Source organism: Mesobacterium pallidum, from assembly GCF_019966535.1.
Lineage (GTDB): Bacteria > Pseudomonadota > Alphaproteobacteria > Rhodobacterales > Rhodobacteraceae > Mesobacterium > Mesobacterium pallidum.
On the sequence record NZ_JAIMID010000012.1, the window covers coordinates 98,670 to 124,478 of the forward strand.

A 25,809-nucleotide genomic window follows, 5' to 3' on the forward strand; every position below is an offset into this window, starting at 1 on the left:
CTCAGCGGCCCGGTTCGGCCACAGTGCCTTGTTCGATTAGGGTGTCGATTTGCCCGGTGTCGTACGCGAGCTCTTGTAAAATCGCCCGGGTGTCAGCACCCAGTTCGCGGCGCCCAAGCCAGCGCAGCCGTCCCGGCGTCTTGTCCAGCTTTGGCACGGGTCCGACGACCTTGGTGTCGTCGCCCTCCACCCCAACAATGTCCCTTCGCGCGGCGATCTGCGGATCGGCCAGGATGTCATCGACGTCATAGACCATCGCAGCCACGGCATCGTGGGCCTGGAAGATGTCAATCGCCTTCTGCGCGTCATGCTGTGCCACAAATGCGCCGAGACGGTCCACAATCTCGTCCATGTGCTCCGCGAAGCCATCGAGGCTTTGGAATTGCGGCTGTTCCGCCCATTCCTTTCCGCCCGCGGCTTCCAGAAGCCGCCGCCCGGTCGCGGCACTGCCTGCGCTGATTGTGACCCATTTCCCGTCGCGGGCGCGAAACACCCCCGCCGGGGCGTAGGAATTGGGCGCCTGGAGCCCGTTTCGGTCAACCGGCAGCCCCGCGCCGGTTCGCGTCGGAACGTGATAGTCGATCAGGCGCAACAGCGGCTCGAAAATAGCCAGGTCCACCACTTGCCCCCGGGCGCGGCCGTTCTGCACCGCATGCAGCGCCATCATCGCGCCGTAGGCCGCCATCAGGCCTGTGGTCGAATCCGCAGCGGGAAAGCCGGGGTGCATCGGCGCGTTGTCGGCAAAGCCGGTGATGTGCGCCAGTCCGCTCATGGCCTCGCCGGCCCGACCGAAACCCGGCCACGAGGCGCGCGGCCCCGTCTGGCCATAGCCCGAGATCCGCACGATCACCAGATCGGGGTTCCACTCATGCAGGACCTCTGGGGCCAACCCTGCCCGTTCCAGAACACCGGGTCGAAAGTTCTCGATAAGCACATGGGCGTTTTCGACCAGCCGGCGCAGAATGGCGCGGCCGTCTTCACTCTTCCAATCCAGCGCCATCAGACGCTTGTTTCGTGCCAGGGTCTTCCACCAGGCGCCAACGCCATCACTGGCCCGCGCGCTCAGTACCCGCAGCATGTCACCCTGCCCCGGACGCTCGATCTTGACCACGTCGGCGCCAAAATCGGACAGCAATGCGCCGCACATCGGTGCTGCGATCACATGCCCCAGTTCAATCACCCTGACATCGCTCAGTGGCCCATTTTCCATTTTCACGTGTCTGCCTCGTTCTGCGAATTTTCCGACGTCAAGCCCTAGTTTGCGGCTCTGAAAGCCTCATTCTGCTCGGAACTAGAATCCATTGCGAGAACAATCGAACAACCGTTAGATCGCCGAAACGAGCCGATGTTTTTTCACTTGACGGAGGAAAGAATGGCAGAGCCAAACACGAATCGAATGACGGCATGCCGGCCCACGGTAGCCGACGCACTGGACGGGTTGTTCGACCCTCGCACCATTGCGGTGGTCGGCGCGTCCCGCACCAAGGGCAAGTTGGGGCAGGCCGTCATGGCCCTGCTGAAGAGCAACGGTTACAGCGGCACGATTATCCCCGTGAACCCTTCGGGCGGCGAGATCGAAGGCCTTCCGGCTGTGCGCAGTCTGGACGAGATTGACAGCCCGATCGACGTGGTTGTGCTGGCAACGCCGGTCGGGGTCGCGCTGGACGCTCTGGAGACCTGCACCAGGCTCGATGTAAAGGTCGTGGTCGGGGTCACCTCGGGCTTTTCCGAAGCCGGGGAAGAAGGGCATGACAACGAAGAGCGCTTGCGCCGGATCATGCAAGACGCGCCCTTCAGACTGGTCGGACCGAACTGCGAAGGCGTGGTGCGCCCCGCGGCGGACCTGCAACTGACCTTCAGCCCGATGTTCAACGATCTTCGGCCTGGTCCCGTGGCCATGATTTCCCAGTCCGGCGCGCTTGCGGGCCTTATGGCGTTGCGCCTGGGCGAACGCGGCGTGGGCATCAACGCCATCGTTTCCAGCGGCAACGAAACCGACCTGACCGCAGCGGACCTGCTGGATTATCTGGGCAACGACCCCCAGACGCGGGTGGTTCTTTGCTACGTCGAGGAACTGCGCGACGGACGCCGTTTTTCCGAAGCGGCCCAGCGGCTGACACAGGCGGGGAAGCATATTGTCGCGGTCAAGGGTGGGCGCAGCCGCGCCGGGTCACGCGCGGTCCAGTCGCATACCGGCGCCATGGCCGGGGACGACCGGGTGATCAGCGCGGTCTTTCGCGAAACCGGTGTCATCCGCGCCCGTGAATCCGTCGCCGCCGTCGATGCCGTGACGGCGCTCGCCGCGGGTCGACGACCTGCCGGAAACAGGGTCGGGATCATTTCTGTCACCGGCGGGCTTGGCGTCGAAATGACCGACTTGGCCGAAAGCGCCGGCTTCGAGGTTCCGGTGCTGGATGAAACGACGCAGACGGCGCTGTCGCGCTATGTGCCCTTTTATGGGTCGGTGACAAACCCGGTCGATCTGACCGGTGTGGTTTTGGCGAATCCCACATATGTCGGACGCTGTCTGGAGGCCGTTGCCGCCGATCCGGGCGTGGATATTGCCATCGCAATTATCACATTTGTGCCAGATCAGCAGTTCATCGAGGCCTTGGCCGAGGCGTTCGACAGCACAGACAAGCCGATTCTGATCGTCTGGACCGGTTCGGCACGCAGCAATGCCTCGGGCGAGGCGCTGCGCGAACGAGCCGTTCCTGTCTATGATTCGCCCGCTCGGGCGGCATCGGGCCTCGCCGCACTCGCGGTCGCGACAGGAGAAGTGGCATGACCCAAAGAGAAACGCTGGAAAACTGGCAGCGTGCCGGGCGCACGGTTATCCACGAGGCCGATGCGAAGGATCTGCTGCAACGGATTGGAATCCCGGTGCCCCGACGTGACCCCGACCACGGGCGCTGTGTCGCCAAGCTGTGTCACGATGACTATCCGCATAAGTCCGATCACGGGCTCGTCCGTTTGGGTCTTTCCCCCGACGAGGCGAAACAGGCCGCCGCGGAAATGGCGGAACGTTTTGCGGGCGGCACGGCGCTGATCGAGGAAATGGAAGAAGGGTCCGTGGCCGAATGGATTATCGGCTGCAAACGCGACGACACCTTTGGTCCGATCGTTCTGGCCGGTCCTGGCGGCATCCTTGTAGAACTGATTGATGCCGCCGAAATCAGGCTTGCGCCCGCCACCCCGCAAACTGCCGCGGCCATGCTGCGATCGGGTCCGGGGGCGCGGTTGCTGACTGGACTACGCGGCGCAGAACCGGCCGACAAAGATGCCCTGGCAGACCTGATTTCACGCATATCTGTTTTCTTTGCCGAGAACGCCGATCTGATCTCGGAAATTGAAATCAACCCTGTGATGGTTCGGGCCGACGGGAAGGGATTGGTCGCCGCCGATGCCTTGATCGTTTTGTCATCAAAGGCGGACGGACAGGAGAAATCAACGTGATACGTCACCCTTTTGGAGAGTTGTCACTTGGCCAGACCGGCATTTCGAGCGGTCGGACGATGACCGAAACCGATGTCGTCAATTTCTGCATGTTGACCGGGAACTGGCTGGAACTTCACTCCAACGTCGAGCACGCCAAATCGTCTCTGTATGGCCAGCGCCTCGTGCAGGGCAGCCTCGTGTTCTCGATCGTCAATGCGATGATCCCCTTCGACAGTTCCGTGCTGGCCGCTTTCTATGGCTGTGACAAGCTACGCTTTTTGCGGCCCACTTTTATCAACGACACCCTTTGGGCCCGCACCGAAATCATCGACCTGAAGGACCATGACGAAAGGCACGGCGTCGTGACCAGCAAACTGGAAGGCATCAACCAGCGGGACGAAACGGTCCTGCGCTGCGAGTTCAGCCTGCTGATCCGCAAGTCGCGTCTGGATCGCCCCGGAGAACCGGCCAAAATCCGTGCGGCGCACGACAAGACACAAGGACAGAGCGCATGAACTTTCTGACACCCGAGCAAGAGATGTGGCGCGCCACCGTCGAGCGTTTCGTCGACGAAGAGATCGGCCGCGATTATATCCGCAATTGCGACCGCGAGCGCAAATACCCCTACGAAGCCTATGAAAAAGTGGCCAAGCAGGGCTGGCTCGGCATCCTGTTTTCAGAAGAGAGCGGCGGTCTTGGCGGTGACATCATGGATTATGCCCTGATGTGCGAAGGGTTGGCCAAATACGGCTTTGACTTCTCGACCGGGTTGATGGTGGCGACGTTCACCGCGATGAATGTCGAGAAATTCGGCACGCCCGAGCAAAAAGAGCGGTACATCCAGCCCTTCCTCAATGGCGACATCCGCTTTTCGATCTCGATTTCCGAACCGGGCGCGGGGTCGGATGCGGCATCGACAAAGACCCGCGCGCGGCGCGACGGCAACGGCTGGGTCGTCAACGGGCAGAAACTGTGGTGCTCGGGCGCTGCGGCCGATAACGCAATCCTTGCAATGCTGACCCGGACCGACCCCGACGCGCCCAAACACAAGGGGCTGTCGGTTTTCCTGATCCCCAATGACACCGAAGGTCTGGACATCCGCAAGCTGCCGACCATGGCGCGCCGCGCAACCGGCACCACCGAGATTTTCGTGGACGACGTGAAACTGCCGGCCGATGCGCTGCTGGGCACGGAAAACGATGGCTGGAAGATCATCACCGACCATCTGGAACTGGAACGCGTGGCCGTGGCCGCCGCCTATGTGGGCAATGCCCAGACAGCCGTAGACGATGCTCTGCGCTACGCCCACGAACGGATTCAGTTCGACAAGCCGATCTTCGACTTTCAGGTGATCCGCCACATGCTGGCCGACATGCAGACCCAGGTCGATGCCGCCCGGCTGTTGGTTTATCGCGCCGCCAGCCTGGCCGCAGCCAAGACGCCCTGCACGCGAGAGGTCTCGATGGCAAAGCTCTATGCCTCCGAGACGCTGCAGACGGTGACGCGCAACGGAATGCAGATCCTGGGTGGCCACTCGATGCTGCCCGAAGCAGATATGGAGCGGTATTTCCGCGAAGGGATGCAAAGCACCATCGGCGGCGGAACCTCGCAGATTCAGCGTACGCTCATCGCCAAGACCATGCGCCCGGGCTAACAGTTCGGGGCGCACCGGGACAGCCCGACAAGAAGGAGAAAGAGCATATGAAGAACGGACGAGAACCGGTGGTCGTCGGCATCGCCGACGCGCCGCTGAAGGACGGCAAGTTCGTCACCAAGGCTTCGGTCCTTGGTCATGCCGCATTTGTGGCAAAAGCCGCCGTCGAAGAAGCAGGACTGAAGTTGAGCGATGTCGACGGTCTTCTGACGGCCGGCATGTGGGGGGTCCCCGGCCCCGGCCAACTGGCCACGGTGACGCTGGGCGAATATCTGGGCATCATGCCGACATTCGTCGATGGCACGAATATTGGCGGTTCGGCATTCGAGGCCCATATCGCACATGCCGCCATGGCTCTTCGCGAAGGCTATTGCGAGGTTGCGCTGATTGTCTACAGCTCGGACCAGAAATCCCTGCGCAGCCGCAATCTAGGGGGTCGGCCTTCAGTCCTGTCCATGCAGCATGAAACGCCTTACGGAATGCCCACGCCTGTGGGCGGCTATGCGATGGCCGCACAGCGCCATATGCATGAATTTGGCACCACGTCCGAGAATCTGGCCGAAATCGCCGTCGCGACGCGGAAATGGGCACAGTTGAACCCCGAGGCGACGCGTCGCGATCCGCTGTCCATTGACGACGTGCTGTCCAGCACGATGATCTCGGAGCCGCTGCATCTGCTCGATTGCTGTCTCGTCACCGACGGGGCCGGCGCCCTCGTCATGACCACCGCCGAGCGGGCCAAGGACCTCAACACCCGTCCCGTCGCGGTCAAGGGCTATGGCGAGGCGCATACCCACTGGGCCATCGGCGAAATGCCGGACCTCGCCCGCCTGCTTCCCGCGCAAAAGGCCGGGGAACGCGCAATAAAAATGGCCGGGGTGAGCCATTCGGATATCGACCTGGTCGAGATCTATGACAGCTTTACCATCACCGTGCTGCTCTCGCTCGAGGCTCTCGGCTTCTGCAAGATCGGCGAAGGCGGGGATTTCGTGTCGGGCCAGCGCACGGCACCAGGCGGGGCGTTCCCAATGAACACCAGCGGCGGCGGCCTCTCGGCGCTGCATCCGGGCATGTTCGGAATGTTCCTGCTGATCGAGGCCGTCCGGCAGCTTCGCGGCGAAGGCGGCGAGCGCCAGGTCAAGGGCGCCGAGACCGCTCTGGTGCATGGTACCGGGGGTACGCTTTCCTCAGGTGCGACCGTGATTTTGCAGAAGGGCTAAGACGATGAGCATTGAAAAACCGCTTCCGGTGATCGACCATGACAGTGCCCCCTATTGGGAGGCCACGCGCGAGGGCCGCCTCGACATCCCGCTTTGCGGCGATTGCGGCAAACATCATTTCTATCCCCGCTCTATTTGCCCGTATTGCCATTCCGACAATCTGCGCTTCAACACCGTGAGCGGACGCGGCAAGGTGCATACCTTCACCATCGCGCGCCGTCCGGCAGGGCCGACTTTCGCGGATGACGTGCCATATGTCGTGGCATTGATCGAGCTGGAGGAAGGCCCCCGGATGATGAGCCGGATCCAGACCGGCGACCCCGAGAAGGTTCATATCGGGGCCAAGGTGGAAGTGACGTTCGTCAAGGCAACCGACGAAGTGACTTTTCCCTACTTCAAAATGACCTGAGGCCAGAGGCACCGCCACTTCGGGGCCGAATGTGGAAGAGCCGTCGCAGAGGTTGTCTGCGGTGGCTCTTCGCTTTTCGGAGGTCACCCGGCGCGGCCGGGCTGCGGTGCTCCGCGCAAAAACCGCCACGCCAAGAGCCCGGCCAGCGCCAGCCCACCAACGATGTCGGCCGCAGGCGCGGCGTAAAACAGCAAGCCGGCAGCCGACAGGAACAGCAACCGGCCGATGACCGGCACCTTTCCACGAAACCAGCCGCTTGTGCCGACGCTGACGGCAAAAACCGCGGCGCAGGCCACGCCCATATCCAGTAGGATTTGCACCGTGCCGCCCTGGGCCAGTATGCCCGGCCGGAACACAAAGAGAAACGGCACCACATAGATCGCTCCGGCCAACATCAGCGCGCGACCCGCCACCCGCCAGAAATTGGCCCCTGCCAGGGCGGCGGCGGCATAGACACTGGCGCAGACCGGTGGCGTGATGGCCGACAGGATCGCATAGTAGAAGACAAAAAGATGAGCCGTCAGTTCGGGTAGGCCAAGCCGCACGAGACTGGGCGCGGCGATTGCCGCCGCCAGCACATAGGAGGCCGTCGTCGGCACGTCCATACCCAGCAAGATCGCCAGCACCGCCGCCAGCAACAGGGCCACGATCAACCCCTGACCGGACACAGAGAACAACAGGTTCGAGACTTTGACCCCGGCACCCGTCGCCGTCAGAACCTTGACGACGATGGCGGCGCAGGCTAGCAGCGCGGCGATCATCACCAACGCCCGCCCTGCTTCGATCATCCCCTCATAGAGGTCGCGCGCCAGCTTGGCCCAAGAGGCCAGCACGCCCTGCTCTCTTCCGTCACGCGCGAACGGGCGCACCACCACACAGGCCAAAACCAGTATGATAACAGCACCGGCACCTGCAAAGCTCGGCGTGTAGCCGTTGAACAGGAAGTAGACCATCGCCGCGATGGGAAGAAACAAGGGAATTGACTTGTCCGGTGCGAGGAATTCCGCCGGTTCGGGCATTTCGCTCCTCGGTGTCGGTTGCAACCCTGTGCGACGCGCATAGAGATCCACCCCGAGCCATACCGCCAGGTAGTAGAGAAATGCCGGACCGATCGCCGCAACGACAATGTCGGTATAGGGAATGTTCAGGAACTCAGCCATGATGAAGGCCGCTGCCCCCATCACCGGCGGCGTAAGCTGGCCGGCGGAGGAGGCAACGGCCTCGACCGCCCCGGCAAAGGCCGGTGGATAGCGCAGCCGCTTCATCGTGGGAATGGTGATCGAGCCGGTCGCCATGACGTTGGCCACTGCCGAACCGGTCACCGTCCCGAACATCGCCGAAGACAGGGCACAGACCTTTGCCGGGCCGCCATACGTTCGACCGGCGATCCACGTTGCCATTTTCATGAAAGCATCCGTTGCCCCGGTCGACAGCAGGAGCGCCCCCAGAAGCACATAGATCACGATGACCCGTGCCCCGATATCCGCAAGGTAGCCGAACAGGCCGGTGGTCGAGCTGTAAAATGTCTCGACAGCGGTACGTGCCGAAACGCGCGGCGGGCGCCAGGCGCCGTCGATCAGGTCATAGCCGAAATAGAAATAGATCACGGTGCAAAGGGCCAGCAGCGGCAGGAACCATCCGATCACCCGGCGCGCGGCCTCGAGGGTCAGCAGAACAGCTATCAGACCTGCCGCCTTGTCGATCGGCCCATAGCGCACCATGATATCCGAAAAGCGATCCCGGTTCAGGATCACGTAGAGGCAAACCGCGAACGCCAGTAGTCCCAGCATGATGTCCACAGCCCGTTCAATCCCGCTTCGCGCACCGGTCCGCGAGGCGCGTGCCGCATAAAGAAAGAACGCGCCGCCGATACCGAAACCGATAAAGATCGGCCGCTGAACCAGCGGTTCGAACTGCCCGAATAAGGCATTGTAGAAATGCAGAGCGACGAATGCCGCCAACAATACTCCAAGCGCCTGCCCTCCGCGCCGTTCCCAATTGGGTATTGCGGTCGATGTCTGCGTCATGTTCTCTCCGAGAGCGGTAACGGCGGGGTGCCCGCAGCACCCCGTCTGGATCAGCCTATGGCCGCCGTCGTGACGGCCCGCGATTCCGGTCAGCTTCCGGCCGCCTCTCTCCAATAACGTTCCGCACCTGGATGATAGGGTATACCGGTCTCGATTGTGGCGACGGCATCGGCGGCGATGTCGTAATCCGCAAGCTGCGGCCAGGCTTCGACCAGCAGGTCCATGTTCTGGTGGATGCTGCGAGCGATGTCATAGGCGCTCTGGTCATCCATGACGCCGGTGCGGGTCAGGAAGAAGACGTTGAGCTTGGGTACCCGCATTTCCTCGGATCCCGGAATAAGCCCTGCGGGAAGAGTCGTGAAACCGACGCCCTCCATGGCTTCTGTCGCCGCTTTCTCCTGCTCTTCGGTGAAGCCGATCAACCGCATCTTGGTGCTTGTCATCAACTCTTGCAGGGTTGCATCGACAGAGTTTGCGGCCCCGTATTTGCTATAACCGATGATCTGGCGGTTCTTGATGCCTTCCACCGCGTCGCCAACGGCGCCATGCACCAGGTCCGCGTTGATATCGAACATGGACAGGACACCGGTCGTCAACGTCTCGGCCGCCGATCCGCGGATGCCGGGATTGAACTTCTTTCCGTCCAGTTCGTCCAGCGTCGTCACACCAGACTCTTCGGTGACCGCGATCAGCAGGATCGAGGCGCTGTAAGGATAAAGCGCAACCGTATCTGGGATTGCGTTACCTTCGAACTTGCCGGTCCCGTTTCTGGCGGAGATCAGAATGTCGGTGGTGGCAAGCCCAAGGTCGATCTCGTCGCGCGCCAGCCGCAGCACATTGTCCACGCTGGCCCCGGTTTCGATCACGCTGACATTGGTGCCTTCCATGCCGGTCTCGATCGCCTTGCTCATCGCAACCGAAATGGTGAAATGGCTCGACGTCGGGCTGGTCGTGCCCATCGTGAGATCCTTGGCAGATGCCGCGCCGCCAAGGGCTATCGCGCCCATGGCCGCGATAGCACCCACCGCCGCCCGGTATCCGGTCAACTTGCGTTGGATCATTTTATCCTCCCGTTTTTGCCTTTAAAGTAACGTCAGCCCGGTCGCTTAAGCACGCAGGGCCCCCGATGTATCGATCCGCTCTCTCAGAACGCGCAATTCTTCCTCCGTTGGTGGCCGCGTTTGCGGCACCTCGCCTCTGATCGCCAGATCGAACCCCGTATGACGCTGGACCTCTTCGGGCGTATTTCCCGCATGCACCGATTTCAGTCGCATTCGCAGCGTCGTCTTGTCGAAATCCATAACCGCTCGCGGTGTCACCACCAGGCGCGGTCCTTCATTGACCAGCCCGGCGTCGCGTTTCGCGGCAGGCCCGGACAGATGTCCGGGTATTGTGATGAAATCGACCGTTTCCACAAAGTTTCGCGCCGTATGCACGGTGGGGCAAATGTAATACCGCGACGAGGTGTGGCAGTATGACAGGTTTGCTGCCCCCGGCCCGCGCATCTTTGGTGCGTGCAGCGTGCCGCCGACGTGGTGCAGGTTGATGTTGCCGTACACATCGTGCTGCAAGCCACTGTGAAAGAAAAAATCCAGCCCGTGATGGCTGTGGCCGAACAACTCGATAAAGGTCTCGGCGGCCTCGCAGCGGCCGAGCGCACGATCGTCCAGCATCGACGGATACAAACGCCCCGGCTCGGGGTTGAAGAACATCTCGCCGCCGACCGTCAGGTTCGGTGCATGCAGCTCGCGGGCTAGCGCAATGGCCGCCATCGGCACCAACGCGGCTGCACCCGCCGCACCCAGTTCTCCGTCGGCCAGATCGCGGGCCAACACGACGACCATCTGTTCAATTGGGGAAACCGCTGCACTCATTCGTTCCGTGCCTCGGCTTCGAGCACGGCGAAATACCCGGCTCCCCCGACCGCTTCGATGTAGTCGCTCTGGTTTTTCGGTCCGGTCACATGGCGGGCGATATAGGTGTCCAGCCCCGTGCTGTCGCCGGTCCGGGCGGCATCCCCCAGATCGGCGTAGGCGTCGATATGGTCCTCGTCCATCGCATAGTTGGGAAAGCTCGCGGTTGGGTGCGCGCCATAGGGCACCTCGACCACGGCATCGACATAATAAGACGGCACGGTAACCCGCGAGGGATCGTCCAGAACGACCTCGTCCGGCACGATCCGGTCCACGCTGGCAATGACCATGTCAGACGCGCGTGCCATCAGCTGATCGGCGTAGACCATCGTGCTGAGATGGCGCAGGTTTCCCCAACGGTCGGCTTCCTGCGCGTGCAAGAACGTCACTCTGGGGCGGATCGGCCCGACGGCGTGAATACGGCGGCCGGAGAACGGGCAGTCGATTTCGTGCAAAAGCGGGTTGTGCTTCAGAACGTCCGATCCGCGCAGCGCGTCGATTGGCTGGAACGGCACGCCATGAGCCGACGCCATCAGCCCGCCCACCACGGTCAGCGCATCCAGCGCGTGCGCGGTCACCTGCCCTGCCTCGACCGCGCGGCGGAAATTGGGGCAAAGCCGGTTTTCCAGCGTAACGCCGGGAATAAAGACCTGTGCGACCGCGCCTGCCGCAATCATCAGGTCGACATCATACCCCGCGCCCGGCGAGGAATACACATGCAGACCATCTGCGCCCGCGGCCAGCAACGCGCGCACCAGTGCGACAGGGCGGCTTTGCTTGAACAGACCACCGAGACAAAGCTCGGGGCGTTCTTCCAAAGCGCCTCGTGCCAGCCGGGCTGCGTCTTGCAGGCCTGTGACCTTGCTGCGACGTGTGGGTTTCGCTTGGCCTTCCATCGTTGGGCGTGCCACTCCGATAGTGATTGCGCTGACCCATCCTAGTTGACGCTATGGGGTCCATCACCTTCCGACTAGCGCAAAGCCTGATCGAACACATATGTGGAAATGCTTGCGCCCGGTTCCTGACAGGCAATTGAGACCGGTCAGAACCACCCTGCCGCGACACCGCCGCCAACGATGAGCGTGATGAGGAGGATGCTCGCAACACCGAAGATCCCGTTCCACCGCAAGCCGATGGTCAGCGGCCGCTCGCCCACGATGGAGGAGGCGTAGACCACCGCCGTGATGGCCGGTCCCATGCAGATGATGCTGCTCCAGCCACCAGCCAGTGCAAGGCCCAGAGCAAGCGGCGACAAACCTTCCACGCCGACGCGGTTGACCACCTCTGCCAGCAGGACCACCGAGATCATCGGATGCACGCCCAGCAGCCCCGTCAGAAACACCGTCATGATCAACAGCACGACGGTCAGCACAGGCCGCGTTGCGATCCAGCCAAGATGGTCGGCAATCCATTCGACCGGAACGACCTCCAGCGCGACGAGGCCGATGAACCCCGCCGACGCGATGACGCTCATTTCGGTCGCGAAACCCGGTGCCTGGGTCACAAACCGGCGCGATATACCGGCAAGGCTGCCACTGCCGCTGCGCATAACCGACCAGAGCAGCGCATAGATCGGCACGATGGTGATCAGGACGGTCTGGAAACTGTACTGGGTCAACCGGTCCAGCGTGACCACGGCGGCGCCCAAAAAAAGCACATGCCCGGACACGATCAGGACGGCCCAGGGGCTCCAGTCCGGCAAGTCACCGCTCAGGGCCGGTGCCCGGCCGCGCGCCGAGGGCGGGCGCCACCATTCCACCGTGTCGAACAGCCATCCCAGAAGAAACAGAATCCCGGCCAGAGCAATCCCGTAAGGCGCCAGGGTCGTCCATTCGAGCCCCGGTATTGTGAGAATCATCAGATTGAGAGCGATTCCGAACGGCGTCCAGAACGCGATCGAGGAAAACCCCCGCATACAGGCGCTCACCATCCTGCGCTTGCGAGCCTGGAACACGAATTCGTCCATCTCGTGCCGATGCGCCGCCAGCCCTTTCATTATGATCTCCAGCATCACCCCAAGCCCGCCGAGATTTAGAAGCACCCCGAACAGATGCCCGCCCGCACCCAGAGAGGCGTAGCGACGGGTCGGCGGCTGCAGTGTCAGGAATTCACCGGCAACCTCGACAATCGGGTCTTGGGTGGCCGCGATGCGCAGGAAGGCGACAGCCGTCAGCAGAGCGGACAGGAACACGACGCGCCCCGCCGCCTGGACGAAGATGCCGGGGTCGATTCCATTGGCCAGCGCCAGAAGGGCGATCGCGAGCGAGAAGAAAAGCAGCACCCATCCGACACGGGCGATGTAGCGGGACGAAATGGCAAGATAGATGCAGAAAAACGGCGCGGCAGCGATGGACGCGACGGCGGAGGGCAAGACACCCTGAATGATGGCAGCGCCAAGACAAATCAGCAGACAAATGGCCGTAAACCTGTTGCGCTTGCCGGAACGTTTCAGGCGCTCGACAGGCGACATCTGCCCCCCCTTTTCCGAAGGCGCTCGTTGTGTCTGTGACGCAACGGCAGATGCGGTCTTTCATGGCACGACGGCGGAAATGCGATGCCGACAATTTCCCATTCACAGGCAAGGACACACAAGGTGCTCATCTTGTCGGCGCAGGGCGGACTAGCCCGGATTTGTGGTGGCACTGACCGCCTTGGTTCCGGGCCTCCGAGGATACATCGTCTGGCGGTCAATGACACAACGATGCCTCGAAATGTCTCTCCGCACATGCGTGCTTGTCTGCCCGACTTTTCACGCCGATACCCTCAACCACGTCTGTTCTTCTTTCCGAAGTTCTACGGTCACGTCCAACGCCCGATCCTGCACGGAAACAGAGGAAGGATGAGCACCCAGAATATCCAACGGCAGCAAGGATCACAACGCAAGCATCCCGCTCCAACACATATGTGCGAAAGAGTGGGGCCGAGAGTTGATAGCGCCCGCCTTGATGAGGCAATATGCAGTGTCAGAGAAAGAAGTGGATGATCAGCGATTTCACCATCCGTTTGTCGCGGTTCGTCGCCGCGCCGCACCGGCTGAGCGTTGCAGACGCCGAGCAGGCCGCGCTTTGCGTTGAGGATACCATAGCCGCCATCTATGGCGGGTGGCATGAACCGGTGGTTCGCCGGCTGGCGGCGCTTGACGCGGGCGGACCGGCAGTCCCGGCAGGAGCTGCTGAAGGTGGCAGTCCCGAACAGGCCGCGTTCCTGAACGCGGTTGCCGGTCATGCGCTCGATTTCGACGATGTCCATACGGTCAGCGTCACCCATCCCAGTGTTGTAATCGTGTCGGCGCTGCTGGCCACCGTGGATGTCCGGCCGGACACGGCCGGCCGCATTGCCCCCGCGCTTGCGGTCGGAACAGCCGTCAATGTCGCGCTCGGTCAGATCCTGGGTTTTGGCCACTACAACAAGGGCTGGCACGCAACGTCGACCATCGGGGTTCTGGCATCGGCGGCAGCGGTCGCGCATCAGCTTGGGCTCGACGACGACGCAGTCCGCAACGCCCTGTCCCTGGCCGCGTCGCTGGCCGGGGGAATGCAGATCAATTTCGGCGCCATGGCGAAACCGATCCAGGCCGGAAACGCCGCCCTTGTCGGATTGCGGGCCACCCGGATGGCCGAGGCCGGCATCACGGGCGCCCCGGACATCTTCGCGGCGCGCGGCTTCTTCGACCTTTATGCCGGCCCGGACGGGATTGCGGCCGACCCCGCAGCGGTGGAACCGCGGATCGATCTGGGCACGGTGTCCCGCAAGCTGTATCCCTGCTGCTACCTCACCCACAGGATGATCGCCGCCGGGCGGCACCTTCACGCCGAACGCGGCGGCGAGGCGGTGCCCGAAGGATCGGTGATTGAAATGACAGTGCCCGAAAGCGTCATGGTCCCGTTGCATGTCACCGACCCCAAAGATGGAATGCAGGCCAAGTTCTGTGCCGCCTATACGCTCGCCGTGGCCCTGCAGCAGGGCCAGGTCGGGCTGGTGGATTTCGAAGGGGACAGCCCCCATCGCCCCGCGGTGCGCCGGCTTATGGACATGGTGCATATCCAAACCATGCCGGAAGCGGGGCGGGATCACGCTGGCGTGGACCATGGGACGGTCCATGTCCGCCTGCGCAAAGGGAACGTAACCCTGGCCGAAACCTCGGTCGCGGCGCACCCCGGCTCTCCCTCGGATCCGGCAACCCCTGCCGCGATCGGCGACAAAATCGCCGATTGCCTCGGAAAATATCGCAGGGACGGGGGCGCGGCGCCCTCTGCCAGTGCGTTCCGCCGGGATCTGCGCACGCGGCTGCATCTGCCGCCACTGCGAGAGGCGTCGGCCCCCGACGGGCAAAAAAACCATGCGCGGCAGGACAAGCCCGTGAAGGAAATGTCCAGCGCCGATCAAACACCGTCTGAAAGGACCGTCTGATGGAATCGATGATTCATGACATGGCAGAGCGACTGTTCCGCGACCATGTCACCCACCGCATGCGCGAAGACGCCGCCTCGGGACAATGCCCCGAGGCGCTCTGGACGCAGATCGAGGAGGCAGGGTTAACCATGGCGCTGGTGCCAGAGGACGCAGGCGGTTTCGGCGTGCCACCGGCCGAGGCGCTCGGTCTTGTGCGTATTGTCGGGGCGCATGGCCTGCCCTTGCCTCTGGCTGAAACCCTGATCGCAAACGCCGTTCTGGCGGCCGCGAATATGGCCCTTCCCGGTGGCAGGCTGACCATCGCCGAAGGCGAAGCGCTGCGGTTGGAACGGCGCGGCAAGAAGATCCATGCGAGCGGGCATCTGACACTGGTGCCCTTTGCCCGCTGGGCGAACCGGATCGTGACCATTGGCGTCCTGGACGGTGTCGATCACGTCCTGTCCCTGCCGGTGAAGGATCTGATCGTTGACCCGGCGCAGGATTTTGCCGGGATGCCACGCGACGACATCGAACTCGATTATACCCTGACAGAGACCGATGTCACCCCCTTGCCACGACCCGTGGGAGGGATGCGCGGGCTTGGTGCACTTATCCGCAGTCTTGCCACCACCGGGGCGATGGAGACCATCCTGAAGATGAGCGTTCAATACGCCAACGACCGGGTGCAGTTCGGACGGCCAATCGGCAGGTTCCAGGCGATCCAGCACAATCTTGCGACAATGGCCGGAGAAACCGCAGCCTCGCGCACGGCCGCCGAGATGGCGGCCGGCAGCTATGACACACCGGCCTTTGCGCTGGCCGTTGCCGCCGCCAAGGCCCGCGCCGGAGAAGCGGCCGAGAAGGTCGGGGCCCTGGCCCACCAGATTCACGGGGCCATCGGTTATACCCAGGAACACGCGCTTCACCATTTCACCAAACGGATTTGGGGCTGGCGTGACGAGTTCGGCACCGAGCTTGACTGGACCAGGGAACTTGGGCGGGCCGCCCTGTCGAGCCCCCACGACACCTTCTGGCATTTCATCACAGACAGCGCTGCAAAAGGGACCCAGGCATGACCCTCACCGCTTTTTCTCCCCCCCCGCCCGGCGCCGACTATGACGACCTCCGGCAAGAGGTCCGCGCGTTCCTGGCCGACGAACTGGCCGATTTCCCGCCCATAAAACGCGCGCAGTCGTGGAATGGGTTCAGCCGTGATTTTTCACGAAAGCTGGCGCAGCGCGGCTGGGTCGGCATGACCTTCCCAAAGGAATACGGCGGCCACGCGCGCAGCGCGCTTGAGCGGTATGTCGTGTCCGAAGAGCTACTGGCCGCCGGTGCCCCGGTGATTTCGCACTGGATCGCAGATCGGCAGAGCGGTCCGCTCATACTTGCCAAGGGCACCGACGATCAGAAACGCCGGATCGTGCCGCGCATCGCCGCGGGCGAACTGTGTTTCTGCATCGGGATGAGCGAGCCGGATTCCGGCTCGGACCTGGCGGCGACGCGCACGATGGCCACCGAGGTCGACGGGGGGTTCCGGATCAACGGCACGAAGGTCTGGACGACCTATGCGCATGTCGCCGATTACATGATCCTGTTCTGCCGCACCGGCAAGAGCGACGACCGCCACGGCGGGATGAGCCAATTTCTGGTCGATCTCAAGGCCACCGACAACATTCAGATCACCCCGATCATCGACTTGGGCGGTGAGCATCATTTCAACCAGGTGGTATTCGACGATACCTTTTTGCCCTCCGATGCGCTGCTGGGCGAAAAGGGCGAGGGCTGGTCGCAGGTCATGAGCGAACTGGCGTTCGAGCGCAGCGGCCCCGAGCGGTTCCTGTCGTCGTTTGCCCTGATCGAGGAACTGATCCGATTGCTGCGCGACGACGCAACCGAAGCGCAGCAGGCCGAGATTGGCCGTTTGTCCGCGCATCTGATGGTGCTGCGGCAGATGTCACGATCGGTGGCCGGAATGTTGAACGAAGGAGAGAACCCGTCACTTCAGGCTGCCATTGTCAAGGATCTGGGAGCGCTTTTCGAACAGGACATTCCGCGCCTGGCCCGAAGTCTTGTGTCGCGCCCGGCGGTGCCTGGCGGGAGCGATAGCTATGCGGCTGTTCTGGCGTATACCGAACTCGCCGTTCCGTCGTTTTCGTTGCGCGGCGGCACACGCGAAATTCTTCGCGGTATCATTGCGCGGGGACTCGGACTGAGATGATCCCGCCTGCGGAATGACAACAACGGCGGGCGGCACACGTCTAGTGCCGGCCGGTTTCCCCAACCTCCGAACGATAGCCGAGTGCTCGGGAGAGCTGTTCAGCGGCCGTTTTGGCAGCGGCAACATATCGCTTCTTGTTACGCTTGGCGCGCTCCAGAGGAGCACCAATCACCAATGCTCCTGCCAAGTGTCCGTCGGCGCGAAAGACCGGAACCCCGAACCCCGCTGCATCTACATGCGCGGTTCCAGCTGTACTGGAATACCCGGTTTTGCGAATCTCCGAAATTAACCCGCGCAGTTCATTTTCATCGGTGATCGAATTAGGCGTCAGCGGCTTTAATTCAGTGCGCCGAAAATAATCGTCCAGTTCCTGCTGCGTGTCAAAGGCCAGCATGACCAGCCCCGATGCCGAACAGAACAATGGCCGGTTGATCCCCTGTTGGGCGACATACCGAACGGGCTGGGGGCTTTCGATGACCGACGAATAAATGACTTTCTCGCCGTCCCGGACAGCAAACAGGATGGTTTCACCGGTCTGGTTAACCACATCATTCATCACCCCGCGCAGGACCGATTCGAACGGGTGGTTGGTCAGAATTGACTGGGCGAACTGAAAAATCCTCGGACCCAGAAAGTAATTGTCTTCCTCGCGCATCAGATACCCCTTCTCGGTGAGGGGCCGAAGCAGCACCAGCAAACTGCTCTTGGGGCAATCAATCGCGATGCTGAGTTCCGAAAGAGACATGTGACGTTTGCAGCGCGCCAAAAGATCGAACAACGCAAGGATACGCGTCAAGGACCGGGGCCCTTCCGATGTGCGCCCGGCGGCTTCGGCTGGGCCAGATTGCGCGGTTTTCATAGTCATGTCTCCAGTGCCGCTATCCGGAACAGGCCTATGCCTTTCCTGGCTCTTTATCCGTCATGCGGGCCTTGATCATCCGCAACGGCGTATACTCCAATACCTGTTCTCCGGTTTGCTTGAACACCTTGTTTCGCGTCCGCACCAATCCGCGGTTCGGACGGCTCTTCGACCGGCGCGATTCTGTTACCTCGACCTCACAATGGATGGTGTCCCCGGCAAATGTGGGCCCCATGACCTTCAGTTCCATGTCCAGAAAGGCAAAGCCGGTATGTTGCATTGTGGATTGGGTCAAGAGCCCTTCCATAAAGGTATAGACCAGCGCACCGGGCGCGGCGAAACCGGGGATATTGGATTCCTTCTCTCGGAAGTCACGATTGATGAACAAGACCTCAAGCATGCCGGTAACACTTACAAAATTCGTGATATCGGTTTCGGTGACGGTGCGGCCAATGGTCCGAAACCTGCGCCCCACTGGCAAATCTTCATAACAAAACCCGAGTCCTACAGTTTCCATTTCGCACAATTCCCTTGATCAGTTCCATTTTCTGAGAGGGTTCGGCCACATCTGTCCTGCGCCCGGAACACGCCCCGGTTCCTTCACGTTAGGCGGCAAGCTCCGCAGCAATCAATCGACTGCCTCGTTTTTGCGGCTTTCACGTCGATTGAGCACATTCTTGATGAATCGCATTCTTCGCTCCAGTGGCCCCTTTTTCCACGCCACAGCACATATGTGGTTTTACGCGGCTGGTGCCGGATAGCGTTTGGGACATACCGAACGCGTACCTTACCTTTTTGTGAACAGGCGCCAAATGCCATGACCCGAAGAGGACCAGCATGAATTTCGGCTTTTCCGACGAACACGATGCCATACGCGACACGCTGGCACGAATGCTGAGCGATCACGCCACTCTCGCGGTGGCGCATGACTGTCTTGAGGCTGCCGACGGGTTCGATTCCGCAACCTGGACCGCCTTGGCGGACGGCGGATGGCTGGGCCTTGCAATTGCCGAAGACTACGGGGGGGCGGCGATGGGGGCGATCGAACTGGCCATTGTCGCCGAAGAGATCGGCCGTAGCCTGGCCGCCATACCTTTTGGCCCGGTTCTTGGCCTGGCGATCCCCGCGATTCAGGACTTGGGCACGCAAAGCCAAAGGGAAAATCTGCTTCCCCGGATCGCCGAAGGCCGCATGATCGTTACCGTCGCGCTTGCCGAGGATGGAGGGTCTGCACCGGAACGGGTCTCGGCAAAAGTGCTGCAGGATCGCCTTTCGGGACGGAAATCGCCAGTTTCGTTCGCATCCGATGCGTCATTCGCGATCGTCGCCGCCCTGGACGAAGGCGGCACCGCGCGCCTTTATCTGGCGGATCTTTCGGACCCCTCGGTGTCGATCAGCGCGCTGGATGCGATCGACCGCACCCGTCCGACGTCCGAGATCGTCTTTCACGACACGCCGGTTGAACTGCTTCCCGGGTCCGATCCCGCAGCGATCCGGACTCTTCTGGACGGCGCCGCAGTGTTGGCCGCCTTCGAACAGATCGGCCTGGCCGAGCGGGCGCTTTTCCTGACCAGAGACTATGCCTGCGAGCGGCAGGCGTTCGGACGCCAGATCGGCAGTTTTCAGGCGGTCAAGCACCGGCTCGCGGACATGTTCGCCAAGATCGAGCTGGCACGGTCCAATGCTTTTTTCGGCGCCTGGGCGCTGGCGAGCGGGGATGAACGGCTGTCCGAAGCGGCGGCGGTAGCACGCCTCGCGGCTCTCGATGCAGTGCAATTCACCACTGAGGAATCGGTGCAGCTTCACGGTGGGATCGGGTTCACCTGGGCGGCCGACCCGCATTTGTTTCTGCGGCGAGGATGGCAGTTGAAGGCCGAACTCGGCCTGGCCGATTTGTGGCGCGAGCGGCTGCTTTGCAATCTGGCGGACGGCCAAAGGGCCGCGAACTGACAAGGACAAAGTGCAGATGGATTTCAGCGACAGCCCGGAAGAAGCCGCGTTCCGCGCCAAGGCGCGCGACTGGCTTGATGCCACCGCGACCCGCCGCAATGGAAGCGAAAAGGCCCAGGACCATTTCATGGCCCGCGACGCCGACGAAGTTGCCCGTGCGCGCGACTGGCAGGCACGAAAGGCCGACGCAGGCTGGGCGGGGCTGACATGGCCCCGTGCTTTCGGTGGGCGTGACGCCACTCCGATCGAGCAAGTGATCTGGAATCAAGAGGAAGGGCGCTACGCCGTCCCGCCCAACGTCTTTCTGATCGGGATCGGGCTGGTCGGGCCTACGGTCATGATCCACGGCACCGAAGACCAGAAAACAAGATTCCTGCCCCGGGCTCTCACGGGCGAAGACATCTGGTGCCAACTTTTTTCCGAACCCGCCGCCGGGTCCGATTTGGCCGGTATCCGCACCCGTGCACGCCGCGAAGACGACGAATGGGTGATCTCCGGTCAGAAGGTTTGGACCTCGGGGGCGCATTATTCCACTCACGGCATCCTGCTGGCGCGCACCGATCCACAGGTGCCCAAGCACAAGGGAATGACCATGTTCCTTGTGGACATGTCCGACCCGGCCATCGAAACCCGTCCTATTCGCCAGATTTCGGGCAGCTCCAGTTTCAACGAAGTGTTCATCGACAACCTGCGCGTGCCAGACAGCGCCCGCTTGGGCGGTGTATCCGAAGGGTGGAAAGTGGCGCTGACCACACTCATGAACGAACGGTTCAGTATTTCCGTCGGCCGGGCCAGTGGCGGTGCGCGGGCCGAGGAATTGATTGATCTGGCTACCCGTGTCGAACGGAACGGTCGCCCGGCCATCGAGGACGACGAGGTGCGCGCGCGCATTGCCGATTTCATCGCGCGTCAACGCGGACTGGAATTCACCTCTTACCGGGTCATGACGTCGCTTTCGCGCGGCCAGGCACCGGGTGAAGAGGGCTCGATCGGCAAGCTGTTGCTGGGCAAGCTGCGGCAGGAAATGGGCGCTTTCGGGATGGATCTGGCGGGAACTTCGGCGGGCATATCAGCCAAGGTCGGGGATGACGTGGCGCGCTGGCGAAACGAATACCTGACCGCGCCGGGCAACCGGATCGCGGGGGGATCGGACGAGATCCAGCGCACGATCATTGGCGAACGCATTCTCGGGCTGCCGCCTGAAATACGCGTCGACAAGGATGTCGCGTTTTCAGAGCTTTGATCTGAATGGGCGCCACCCGGGACCAACGACCAACAAGGAGGAGAATATCATGAAGTTCAAGATAACCGGGATCGCTGCCGCATGCCTGGCAATGGCCACCTCGGCTGGCGCGCAAGACATCGATCTGCCTGACGTGATCGCTTGGTCGGCCTATGACACGGGATCGGCCGGTCATGCGCATTCCATAGCCATCGGCAACATGATGCGCAGCAAATACGGATCGACGGTCCGCGTGCTTCCGGGGCGAAACGACGTCTCGCGGATGACGCCGCTCAAAAACGGGACGGTCGATTATTGCCTGTGCGGCATCGCCTCCTATTTCGCTGCCGAAGGGGTTTTCCTTTTTGCTGCGCCTGAATGGGGCCCGCAGCCGATCCGCGCGGTGCTTCAGGCTGTCGGCGACTACGGTCTGGGTGTCGCCGTCGCGGCCGATGCCGGCATCGAGACGATTACGGACCTCAAGGGCAAACGGGTCGGTCGCGCCGTCAGTTCGCCGGCGATCGATGTCAACATGGAGGGGCTGCTGGCCTTTGCGGACCTGACATGGGACGACGTGGAGGCAGTGGAATTCTCGGGCTATGTGAACACGCTCCAGGGCATTCTCGAAGACCGTGTGGATGCCGCCTTTGCACTGACGACGACCACCGTAAACTACCAGATCGAGTCAAGCCCGCGCGGCCTGAAATGGCTTGAAACACCCGCGGACCAGACAGAAGCATGGGAACGCTACACCAGCGTAACGCCCTTCGTGACACCGCATATGGTGTCTGTGGGGCCGGGCATCGACCCTGCCTCCCCACTGCCCATGGCGCAGTACCCCTATCCGATCCTGGTCACTAACTCCGATCAGGATTCCACCGAGGTGCGCAACATCGTAGCCGCGCTTGACGCAGGGTTCGACGATTACAAGGATGCCGCCCCCGGTGCCAATGCGTATGCGATTGATCGCCAGATCCTGTCTTGGGTGATGCCATGGAGCGATGGCAGCGTTGCCTACTTCAAGGAAAAGGGTCTGTGGACACCGGAAGCCCAGGCAAACCAGGACAAATTGGTGGAACGGCAAGAGGTGCTCTTGCGGGCCTGGGGCACATTTGTCGGGGACGCTCCAGAGGGTGAAGAAGAATTTGCCGCTGCATGGATGAAAGCCCGTGCCGACGCACTGGAAGCGGCCGGCCACGAAGTCTTTTTCCGCTGATGCGACACAGCGCGGCGCCCCACAGGCGCCTTGCACAAAGCAACGCAGCACAAAACTGGAATACGGGCATGGCACAGGAAACACAGGAAGCGCCGGCGCAACCGACCGGTATGGGCACCCTGCCCGCGTTTGTTCGCTGGTCGCTCGTCGTCTCGGCGCTGCTTTTGACCGCGGCGTCGGTCAACCATCTGTTCAATCTGGGCTTCTTCATGAACGTCCGGTTGCTTGAAATTCACTACCTCTACGTGATGCTTCTGCTGACGCTGCCACTGGTGTTCCTTGTCTTTCCCTGTTCAAAGTCAGATCCTTACGGATCGACGCGATGGTGGGATTACTTTCTGGCCCTGCTGGCCCTGATCACCTGCGCCTTCTTTGCCTACTACGGGCGCAGCGTGGTGAACAAAGGGTGGGATTTCGCCGCTCCTCTTAATGCCGTGATCGCCAGCTTCGCCTTCTGGTTCCTGCTGCTCGTGGCCGCGCGCCGCACCGGCGGCTGGACGCTGTTCGCGGTAATCCTGGTATTTTCCATCTACCCCATGATCGCCAACTATGCGCCCGGCCCGATCCAGGGCTTCCAGCGCTCGCCCGTCGAAACGGCGATCTTCCACGCGATGAGCGGCGAAAGTGTGCTGGGCATACCGATGCGCAGCTTTGTCAATCTTGTCGTGGGGTTCATGATCTTCGGCGTTGCGATGCAACATACCGGCGCAGGTCCGTTTTTTATCGACATCGCCTTTGCCGCGCTCGGAAATGTCCGGGGCGGGCCGGCCAAGGTAGGAGTTCTGACCAGCGGGCTGACCGGTTCGATGAGCGGCAGCGTGATCACCAATGTGCTGACGACCGGATCAATTACCATTCCAGCGATGAAAAAGGTGGGGTTCAGGCCCACTTATGCGGCGGGGATCGAAGCGGCGGCGTCGACGGGGGCGGTGCTGATGCCCCCTATCATGGGCGCCACGGCCTTTGTCATGGCGACATTCCTGGCGACCGACTACACCAACATCGTTGTGGCGGCGGTGCTTCCTTCGCTGTTCTACTTTTTCGGCCTGTTCGCACAAATCGACGCATACTCGGCGCGCAACGGACTGAAAGGCGTTCCGCGCGCCGACCTTCCCAGGATCGGCAAGGTGCTGCGCGAAGGCTGGTACTTTCTCGCCGTCTTCGGGCTGCTGATCTGGATGTTGCTCTACCTCAAGCGCGAGGCGATCGCTCCATTCTATGCGACCGCGCTGCTTCTTGTCCTGAACCAGCTGCTCTCAAAATCACGCTGGGGGCGAAAGGAGCTGATGAATTTTCTGATCGCCACGGGACAGTTGTTCGTCGAACTTGTTGCCATTCTTGCGGCGGTCGGGCTGATCGTCGGCGGACTGGCGGTGACCGGGATGTCCGGGACGATCTCGAACGATCTGCTGTTCATCGCGGGCGGCAACATCTTTCTGCTTCTGCTGCTGGGGGCTTTGACCAGTTTCATTCTTGGAATGGGCATGACCGTGACCGCCGCCTATGTGATTCTGGCGGTGTCGCTGGCACCCGCCCTGGTCGCCGGCGGGCTCGATCCGATCGGCGTCCATTTATTTATCCTTTACTGGAGCATGCTGAGCTATATCACCCCCCCCGTCGCGCTCGCGGCTTTCGCCGCGGCGGCCATCGCCCAGGCCAAACCCTTTGCGACGGCCTTCGAAGCGATGAAGCTTGGAAGCATCGTCTATATAATTCCCTTCTTCTTCGTCCTTGATCCGGCGTTCATCCTGCAAGCCGGTCCACTCGAAAGCCTGCTTACGGTTCTGCGCGCCGGTCTCGGCATTCTGCTGATCTGCGCCGGTATTCAGGGGTATCTGTTTGGCGTCGGGCGGATCGAAACCGGACTGCCAGGAACAATCGCCCGCGTCCTTCTTGGTATTGCCGGTCTGGCCTTCGCCTTTCCCTCGAACGCGGGTCTGGCGGTTCCGATCCTCGGCGCGGTGGGCGCAGGTGCCGCTATGGCGGCAGTGGCTGTCGCTTTGGTGATGGTCTCGGCCAAGCAGGAGACAGCGTAATATGAGCGCACAAGACGGCAGACCGGACATCCCCGCCCCGTTCAACGCATTGCTCGGCGTGCGCTTCGTCTCGTGGTCCGATGGCAAAGCCGAGCTGCGGTTGGCCATCGGACGCGATCACCTGAACGGCGCTTTTTCGGTGCATGGCGGTGTCTACGCGACCATGCTGGACAACGCGGTCACCTTTTGCGCGGCCTACGCGGGGGATGGCCGCCCAGGTCATCGCTGCCTTACGCTTTCGCTTACCACCAGTTTCGTCGCCCCGGCGACCGAAGGAGACACGCTGACGGCCCGCGCGCGCATTGTCGGGGGCGGACGCAAACTGGTTTTTGTACAGGGCGAGATCTTCAATCAGGACGGGCACCATCTGGCCCATGGCGATGCCGTGATCAAGCGGCTCGCACCACCGTCGTGACCACCTGAGTGAACCGATGGTGAGCGAGACCAAACAAACGAAGGACAAAAGGAGACAGAAATGATCAACCCGATGGCATTGGACAATCAAGTGGTTATCGTCACAGGCGCCGGACAGGGTATCGGCCGCGGTGTGGCGGCGCTGTCGGCAGAGCTGGGCGCCAAGGTCGTGGTGAACGATCTGAACGAGGACGGCGTCAAGGAAACCGCCGAACAGATCGGTGGCAATGCCCGCGCCATCGTGGGGAATGTGGCCGACCCGGACTTTCCCGGGAAGCTCGTGAAATTCGCCTTCGACGAATTCGGCGACATCAACGGGCTTGTGAACAACGCCGGGATCGTGCGCGCCGCGATGATCCACAAGATGGACCGGGCCACCTGGCAACAGGTCATCGACGTGAACCTCACCGGTGTCTTCGCCTGCCTTCAGGCCGTGGGGACCTATTACAAGGACCGGGTCGAAAAAGACCCCGAAAGCGCCGCGCGCCGTGCCATCGTGAATATCTCATCCGATGCCGGGCGTCGCGGCACCATCGGTCAGATCAATTATGGCGCGGCAAAATCCGGGGTTCTGGGCCTGACAATGAGCGCCGCGCGTGAATGGGGCCGTTACCGCATCAACGTCAATTCAGTCTGTTTCGGAATGGTCGAGACACCAATGACTGAGACCATCCGCTCTGAAAAATTCGCCGACAGGTATATGGCGCAGATTCCGATGGGACGGATGAGCACCCCTGAAGAAGTCGCGCAGCCCGTCTGTTTCCTGTTGTCCAACGCGGCATCCTATATCACCGGCCAGCACCTGAGCGTGAACGGTGGCTTCCACATCGGGTTCTGA

General features: G+C 61.9%; 23 protein-coding genes. 15 read left to right on the forward strand and 8 right to left on the reverse strand.

What is annotated here, in order from left to right; translation table 11 throughout:
• Nucleotide 1: 1 nt before the first annotated feature.
• Entirely contained in the window at nucleotides 2-1,210 is a 1,209-nt protein-coding gene (locus tag MF270_RS17470) for a CaiB/BaiF CoA transferase family protein (RefSeq protein WP_027264358.1), read from the reverse strand.
• Between the two features lie 162 nt (nucleotides 1,211-1,372).
• On the opposite strand from MF270_RS17470, the gene MF270_RS17475 reads away from it, so the two are divergent.
• The 6 genes from MF270_RS17475 to MF270_RS17500 are packed head-to-tail and all read left to right on the forward strand — an operon-like array spanning nucleotide 1,373 to nucleotide 6,721.
• Nucleotides 1,373-2,788, forward strand: a complete 1,416-nt coding sequence (locus tag MF270_RS17475) for an acetate--CoA ligase family protein (protein ID WP_223228102.1) — start codon at nucleotides 1,373-1,375, stop codon at nucleotides 2,786-2,788.
• The gene (locus MF270_RS17480) at nucleotides 2,785-3,456 is read left to right on the forward strand and encodes an acetate--CoA ligase family protein (protein WP_027264356.1); all 672 of its coding nucleotides are present in this window, start codon (nucleotides 2,785-2,787) and stop codon (nucleotides 3,454-3,456) included. Before MF270_RS17475 ends, MF270_RS17480 begins: the two co-directional genes overlap by 4 nt.
• Before the next feature lie 59 nt (nucleotides 3,457-3,515).
• Nucleotides 3,516-3,953, forward strand: a complete 438-nt coding sequence (locus MF270_RS17485) for a MaoC/PaaZ C-terminal domain-containing protein (RefSeq protein WP_051372686.1) — start codon at nucleotides 3,516-3,518, stop codon at nucleotides 3,951-3,953.
• The gene (locus MF270_RS17490) at nucleotides 3,950-5,092 is read left to right on the forward strand and encodes an acyl-CoA dehydrogenase family protein (RefSeq protein WP_027264354.1); all 1,143 of its coding nucleotides are present in this window, start codon (nucleotides 3,950-3,952) and stop codon (nucleotides 5,090-5,092) included. The genes MF270_RS17485 and MF270_RS17490 overlap by 4 nt, the downstream gene beginning before the upstream one ends.
• 47 nt (nucleotides 5,093-5,139) lie before the next feature.
• On the forward strand, nucleotides 5,140-6,312 hold the full coding sequence (locus tag MF270_RS17495) for an acetyl-CoA acetyltransferase (RefSeq protein WP_027264353.1): 1,173 nt from the start codon (nucleotides 5,140-5,142) through the stop codon (nucleotides 6,310-6,312).
• 4 nt (nucleotides 6,313-6,316) lie between these two features.
• Nucleotides 6,317-6,721 carry a Zn-ribbon domain-containing OB-fold protein gene (locus MF270_RS17500; protein ID WP_027264352.1) on the forward strand — a complete coding sequence of 135 codons (405 nt, stop codon included), beginning with the start codon at nucleotides 6,317-6,319 and terminating at the stop codon, nucleotides 6,719-6,721.
• A gap of 83 nt (nucleotides 6,722-6,804) precedes the next feature.
• Here the strand turns inward: MF270_RS17500 and MF270_RS17505 are convergent, their stop codons facing one another.
• The 5 genes from MF270_RS17505 to MF270_RS17525 all read right to left on the reverse strand — a co-directional run bounded on the left by MF270_RS17505 (nucleotide 6,805) and on the right by MF270_RS17525 (nucleotide 13,131).
• Nucleotides 6,805-8,748 (reverse strand): TRAP transporter permease, encoded by a 1,944-nt coding sequence (locus MF270_RS17505; protein ID WP_223228103.1) that lies wholly within the window; start codon nucleotides 8,746-8,748, stop codon nucleotides 6,805-6,807.
• Nucleotides 8,749-8,837: 89 nt separating this feature from the next.
• Entirely contained in the window at nucleotides 8,838-9,809 is a 972-nt protein-coding gene (locus MF270_RS17510) for a TAXI family TRAP transporter solute-binding subunit (protein WP_027264350.1), read from the reverse strand.
• 45 nt (nucleotides 9,810-9,854) lie between these two features.
• Nucleotides 9,855-10,592, reverse strand: a complete 738-nt coding sequence (locus MF270_RS17515; RefSeq protein WP_081710587.1) for a CoA-transferase — start codon at nucleotides 10,590-10,592, stop codon at nucleotides 9,855-9,857.
• Between the two features lie 26 nt (nucleotides 10,593-10,618).
• A complete protein-coding gene (locus tag MF270_RS17520) occupies nucleotides 10,619-11,479 on the reverse strand; it encodes a CoA transferase subunit A (RefSeq protein WP_036051647.1) in 861 nt (286 codons plus the stop codon).
• A gap of 224 nt (nucleotides 11,480-11,703) precedes the next feature.
• Entirely contained in the window at nucleotides 11,704-13,131 is a 1,428-nt protein-coding gene (locus tag MF270_RS17525; RefSeq protein WP_027264347.1) for a hypothetical protein, read from the reverse strand.
• A gap of 509 nt (nucleotides 13,132-13,640) precedes the next feature.
• On the opposite strand from MF270_RS17525, the gene MF270_RS17530 reads away from it, so the two are divergent.
• Genes MF270_RS17530 through MF270_RS17540 form a run of 3 tightly spaced genes read left to right on the forward strand, consistent with a single transcriptional unit; the run spans nucleotide 13,641 to nucleotide 17,274 of the window.
• On the forward strand, nucleotides 13,641-15,071 hold the full coding sequence (locus MF270_RS17530) for an MmgE/PrpD family protein (protein ID WP_027264346.1): 1,431 nt from the start codon (nucleotides 13,641-13,643) through the stop codon (nucleotides 15,069-15,071).
• A gap of 59 nt (nucleotides 15,072-15,130) precedes the next feature.
• Nucleotides 15,131-16,129, forward strand: a complete 999-nt coding sequence (locus MF270_RS17535; protein ID WP_238367134.1) for an acyl-CoA dehydrogenase family protein — start codon at nucleotides 15,131-15,133, stop codon at nucleotides 16,127-16,129.
• Nucleotides 16,126-17,274 carry an acyl-CoA dehydrogenase family protein gene (locus tag MF270_RS17540; protein ID WP_027264344.1) on the forward strand — a complete coding sequence of 383 codons (1,149 nt, stop codon included), beginning with the start codon at nucleotides 16,126-16,128 and terminating at the stop codon, nucleotides 17,272-17,274. Before MF270_RS17535 ends, MF270_RS17540 begins: the two co-directional genes overlap by 4 nt.
• 40 nt (nucleotides 17,275-17,314) lie before the next feature.
• Here the strand turns inward: MF270_RS17540 and MF270_RS17545 are convergent, their stop codons facing one another.
• Nucleotides 17,315-18,139 (reverse strand): IclR family transcriptional regulator, encoded by an 825-nt coding sequence (locus tag MF270_RS17545; RefSeq protein ID WP_027264343.1) that lies wholly within the window; start codon nucleotides 18,137-18,139, stop codon nucleotides 17,315-17,317.
• 28 nt (nucleotides 18,140-18,167) lie between these two features.
• Entirely contained in the window at nucleotides 18,168-18,650 is a 483-nt protein-coding gene (locus MF270_RS17550; RefSeq protein ID WP_036051571.1) for a MaoC family dehydratase, read from the reverse strand.
• A 320-nt stretch (nucleotides 18,651-18,970) separates the two neighbouring features.
• Here MF270_RS17550 and MF270_RS17555 point away from each other — a divergent pair, with 320 nt between their 5' ends.
• From MF270_RS17555 to MF270_RS17580, 6 genes are all read left to right on the forward strand, one after another.
• Nucleotides 18,971-20,083 (forward strand): acyl-CoA dehydrogenase family protein, encoded by a 1,113-nt coding sequence (locus MF270_RS17555; protein WP_027264341.1) that lies wholly within the window; start codon nucleotides 18,971-18,973, stop codon nucleotides 20,081-20,083.
• Between the two features lie 16 nt (nucleotides 20,084-20,099).
• Nucleotides 20,100-21,326, forward strand: a complete 1,227-nt coding sequence (locus tag MF270_RS17560; RefSeq protein ID WP_027264340.1) for an acyl-CoA dehydrogenase family protein — start codon at nucleotides 20,100-20,102, stop codon at nucleotides 21,324-21,326.
• A 49-nt stretch (nucleotides 21,327-21,375) separates the two neighbouring features.
• Nucleotides 21,376-22,521, forward strand: coding sequence for a TAXI family TRAP transporter solute-binding subunit (locus MF270_RS17565; protein WP_027264339.1), 1,146 nt, complete (start codon nucleotides 21,376-21,378; stop codon nucleotides 22,519-22,521).
• Between the two features lie 68 nt (nucleotides 22,522-22,589).
• Nucleotides 22,590-24,557: a TRAP transporter permease gene (locus MF270_RS17570; protein ID WP_027264338.1), complete on the forward strand. Its 1,968-nt coding sequence runs from the start codon at nucleotides 22,590-22,592 to the stop codon at nucleotides 24,555-24,557.
• A gap of 1 nt (nucleotide 24,558) precedes the next feature.
• Entirely contained in the window at nucleotides 24,559-24,972 is a 414-nt protein-coding gene (locus tag MF270_RS17575; protein ID WP_036051569.1) for a PaaI family thioesterase, read from the forward strand.
• A gap of 60 nt (nucleotides 24,973-25,032) precedes the next feature.
• Complete coding sequence (locus tag MF270_RS17580; RefSeq protein ID WP_027264336.1) at nucleotides 25,033-25,809, forward strand: SDR family NAD(P)-dependent oxidoreductase; 777 nt, start codon at nucleotides 25,033-25,035, stop codon at nucleotides 25,807-25,809.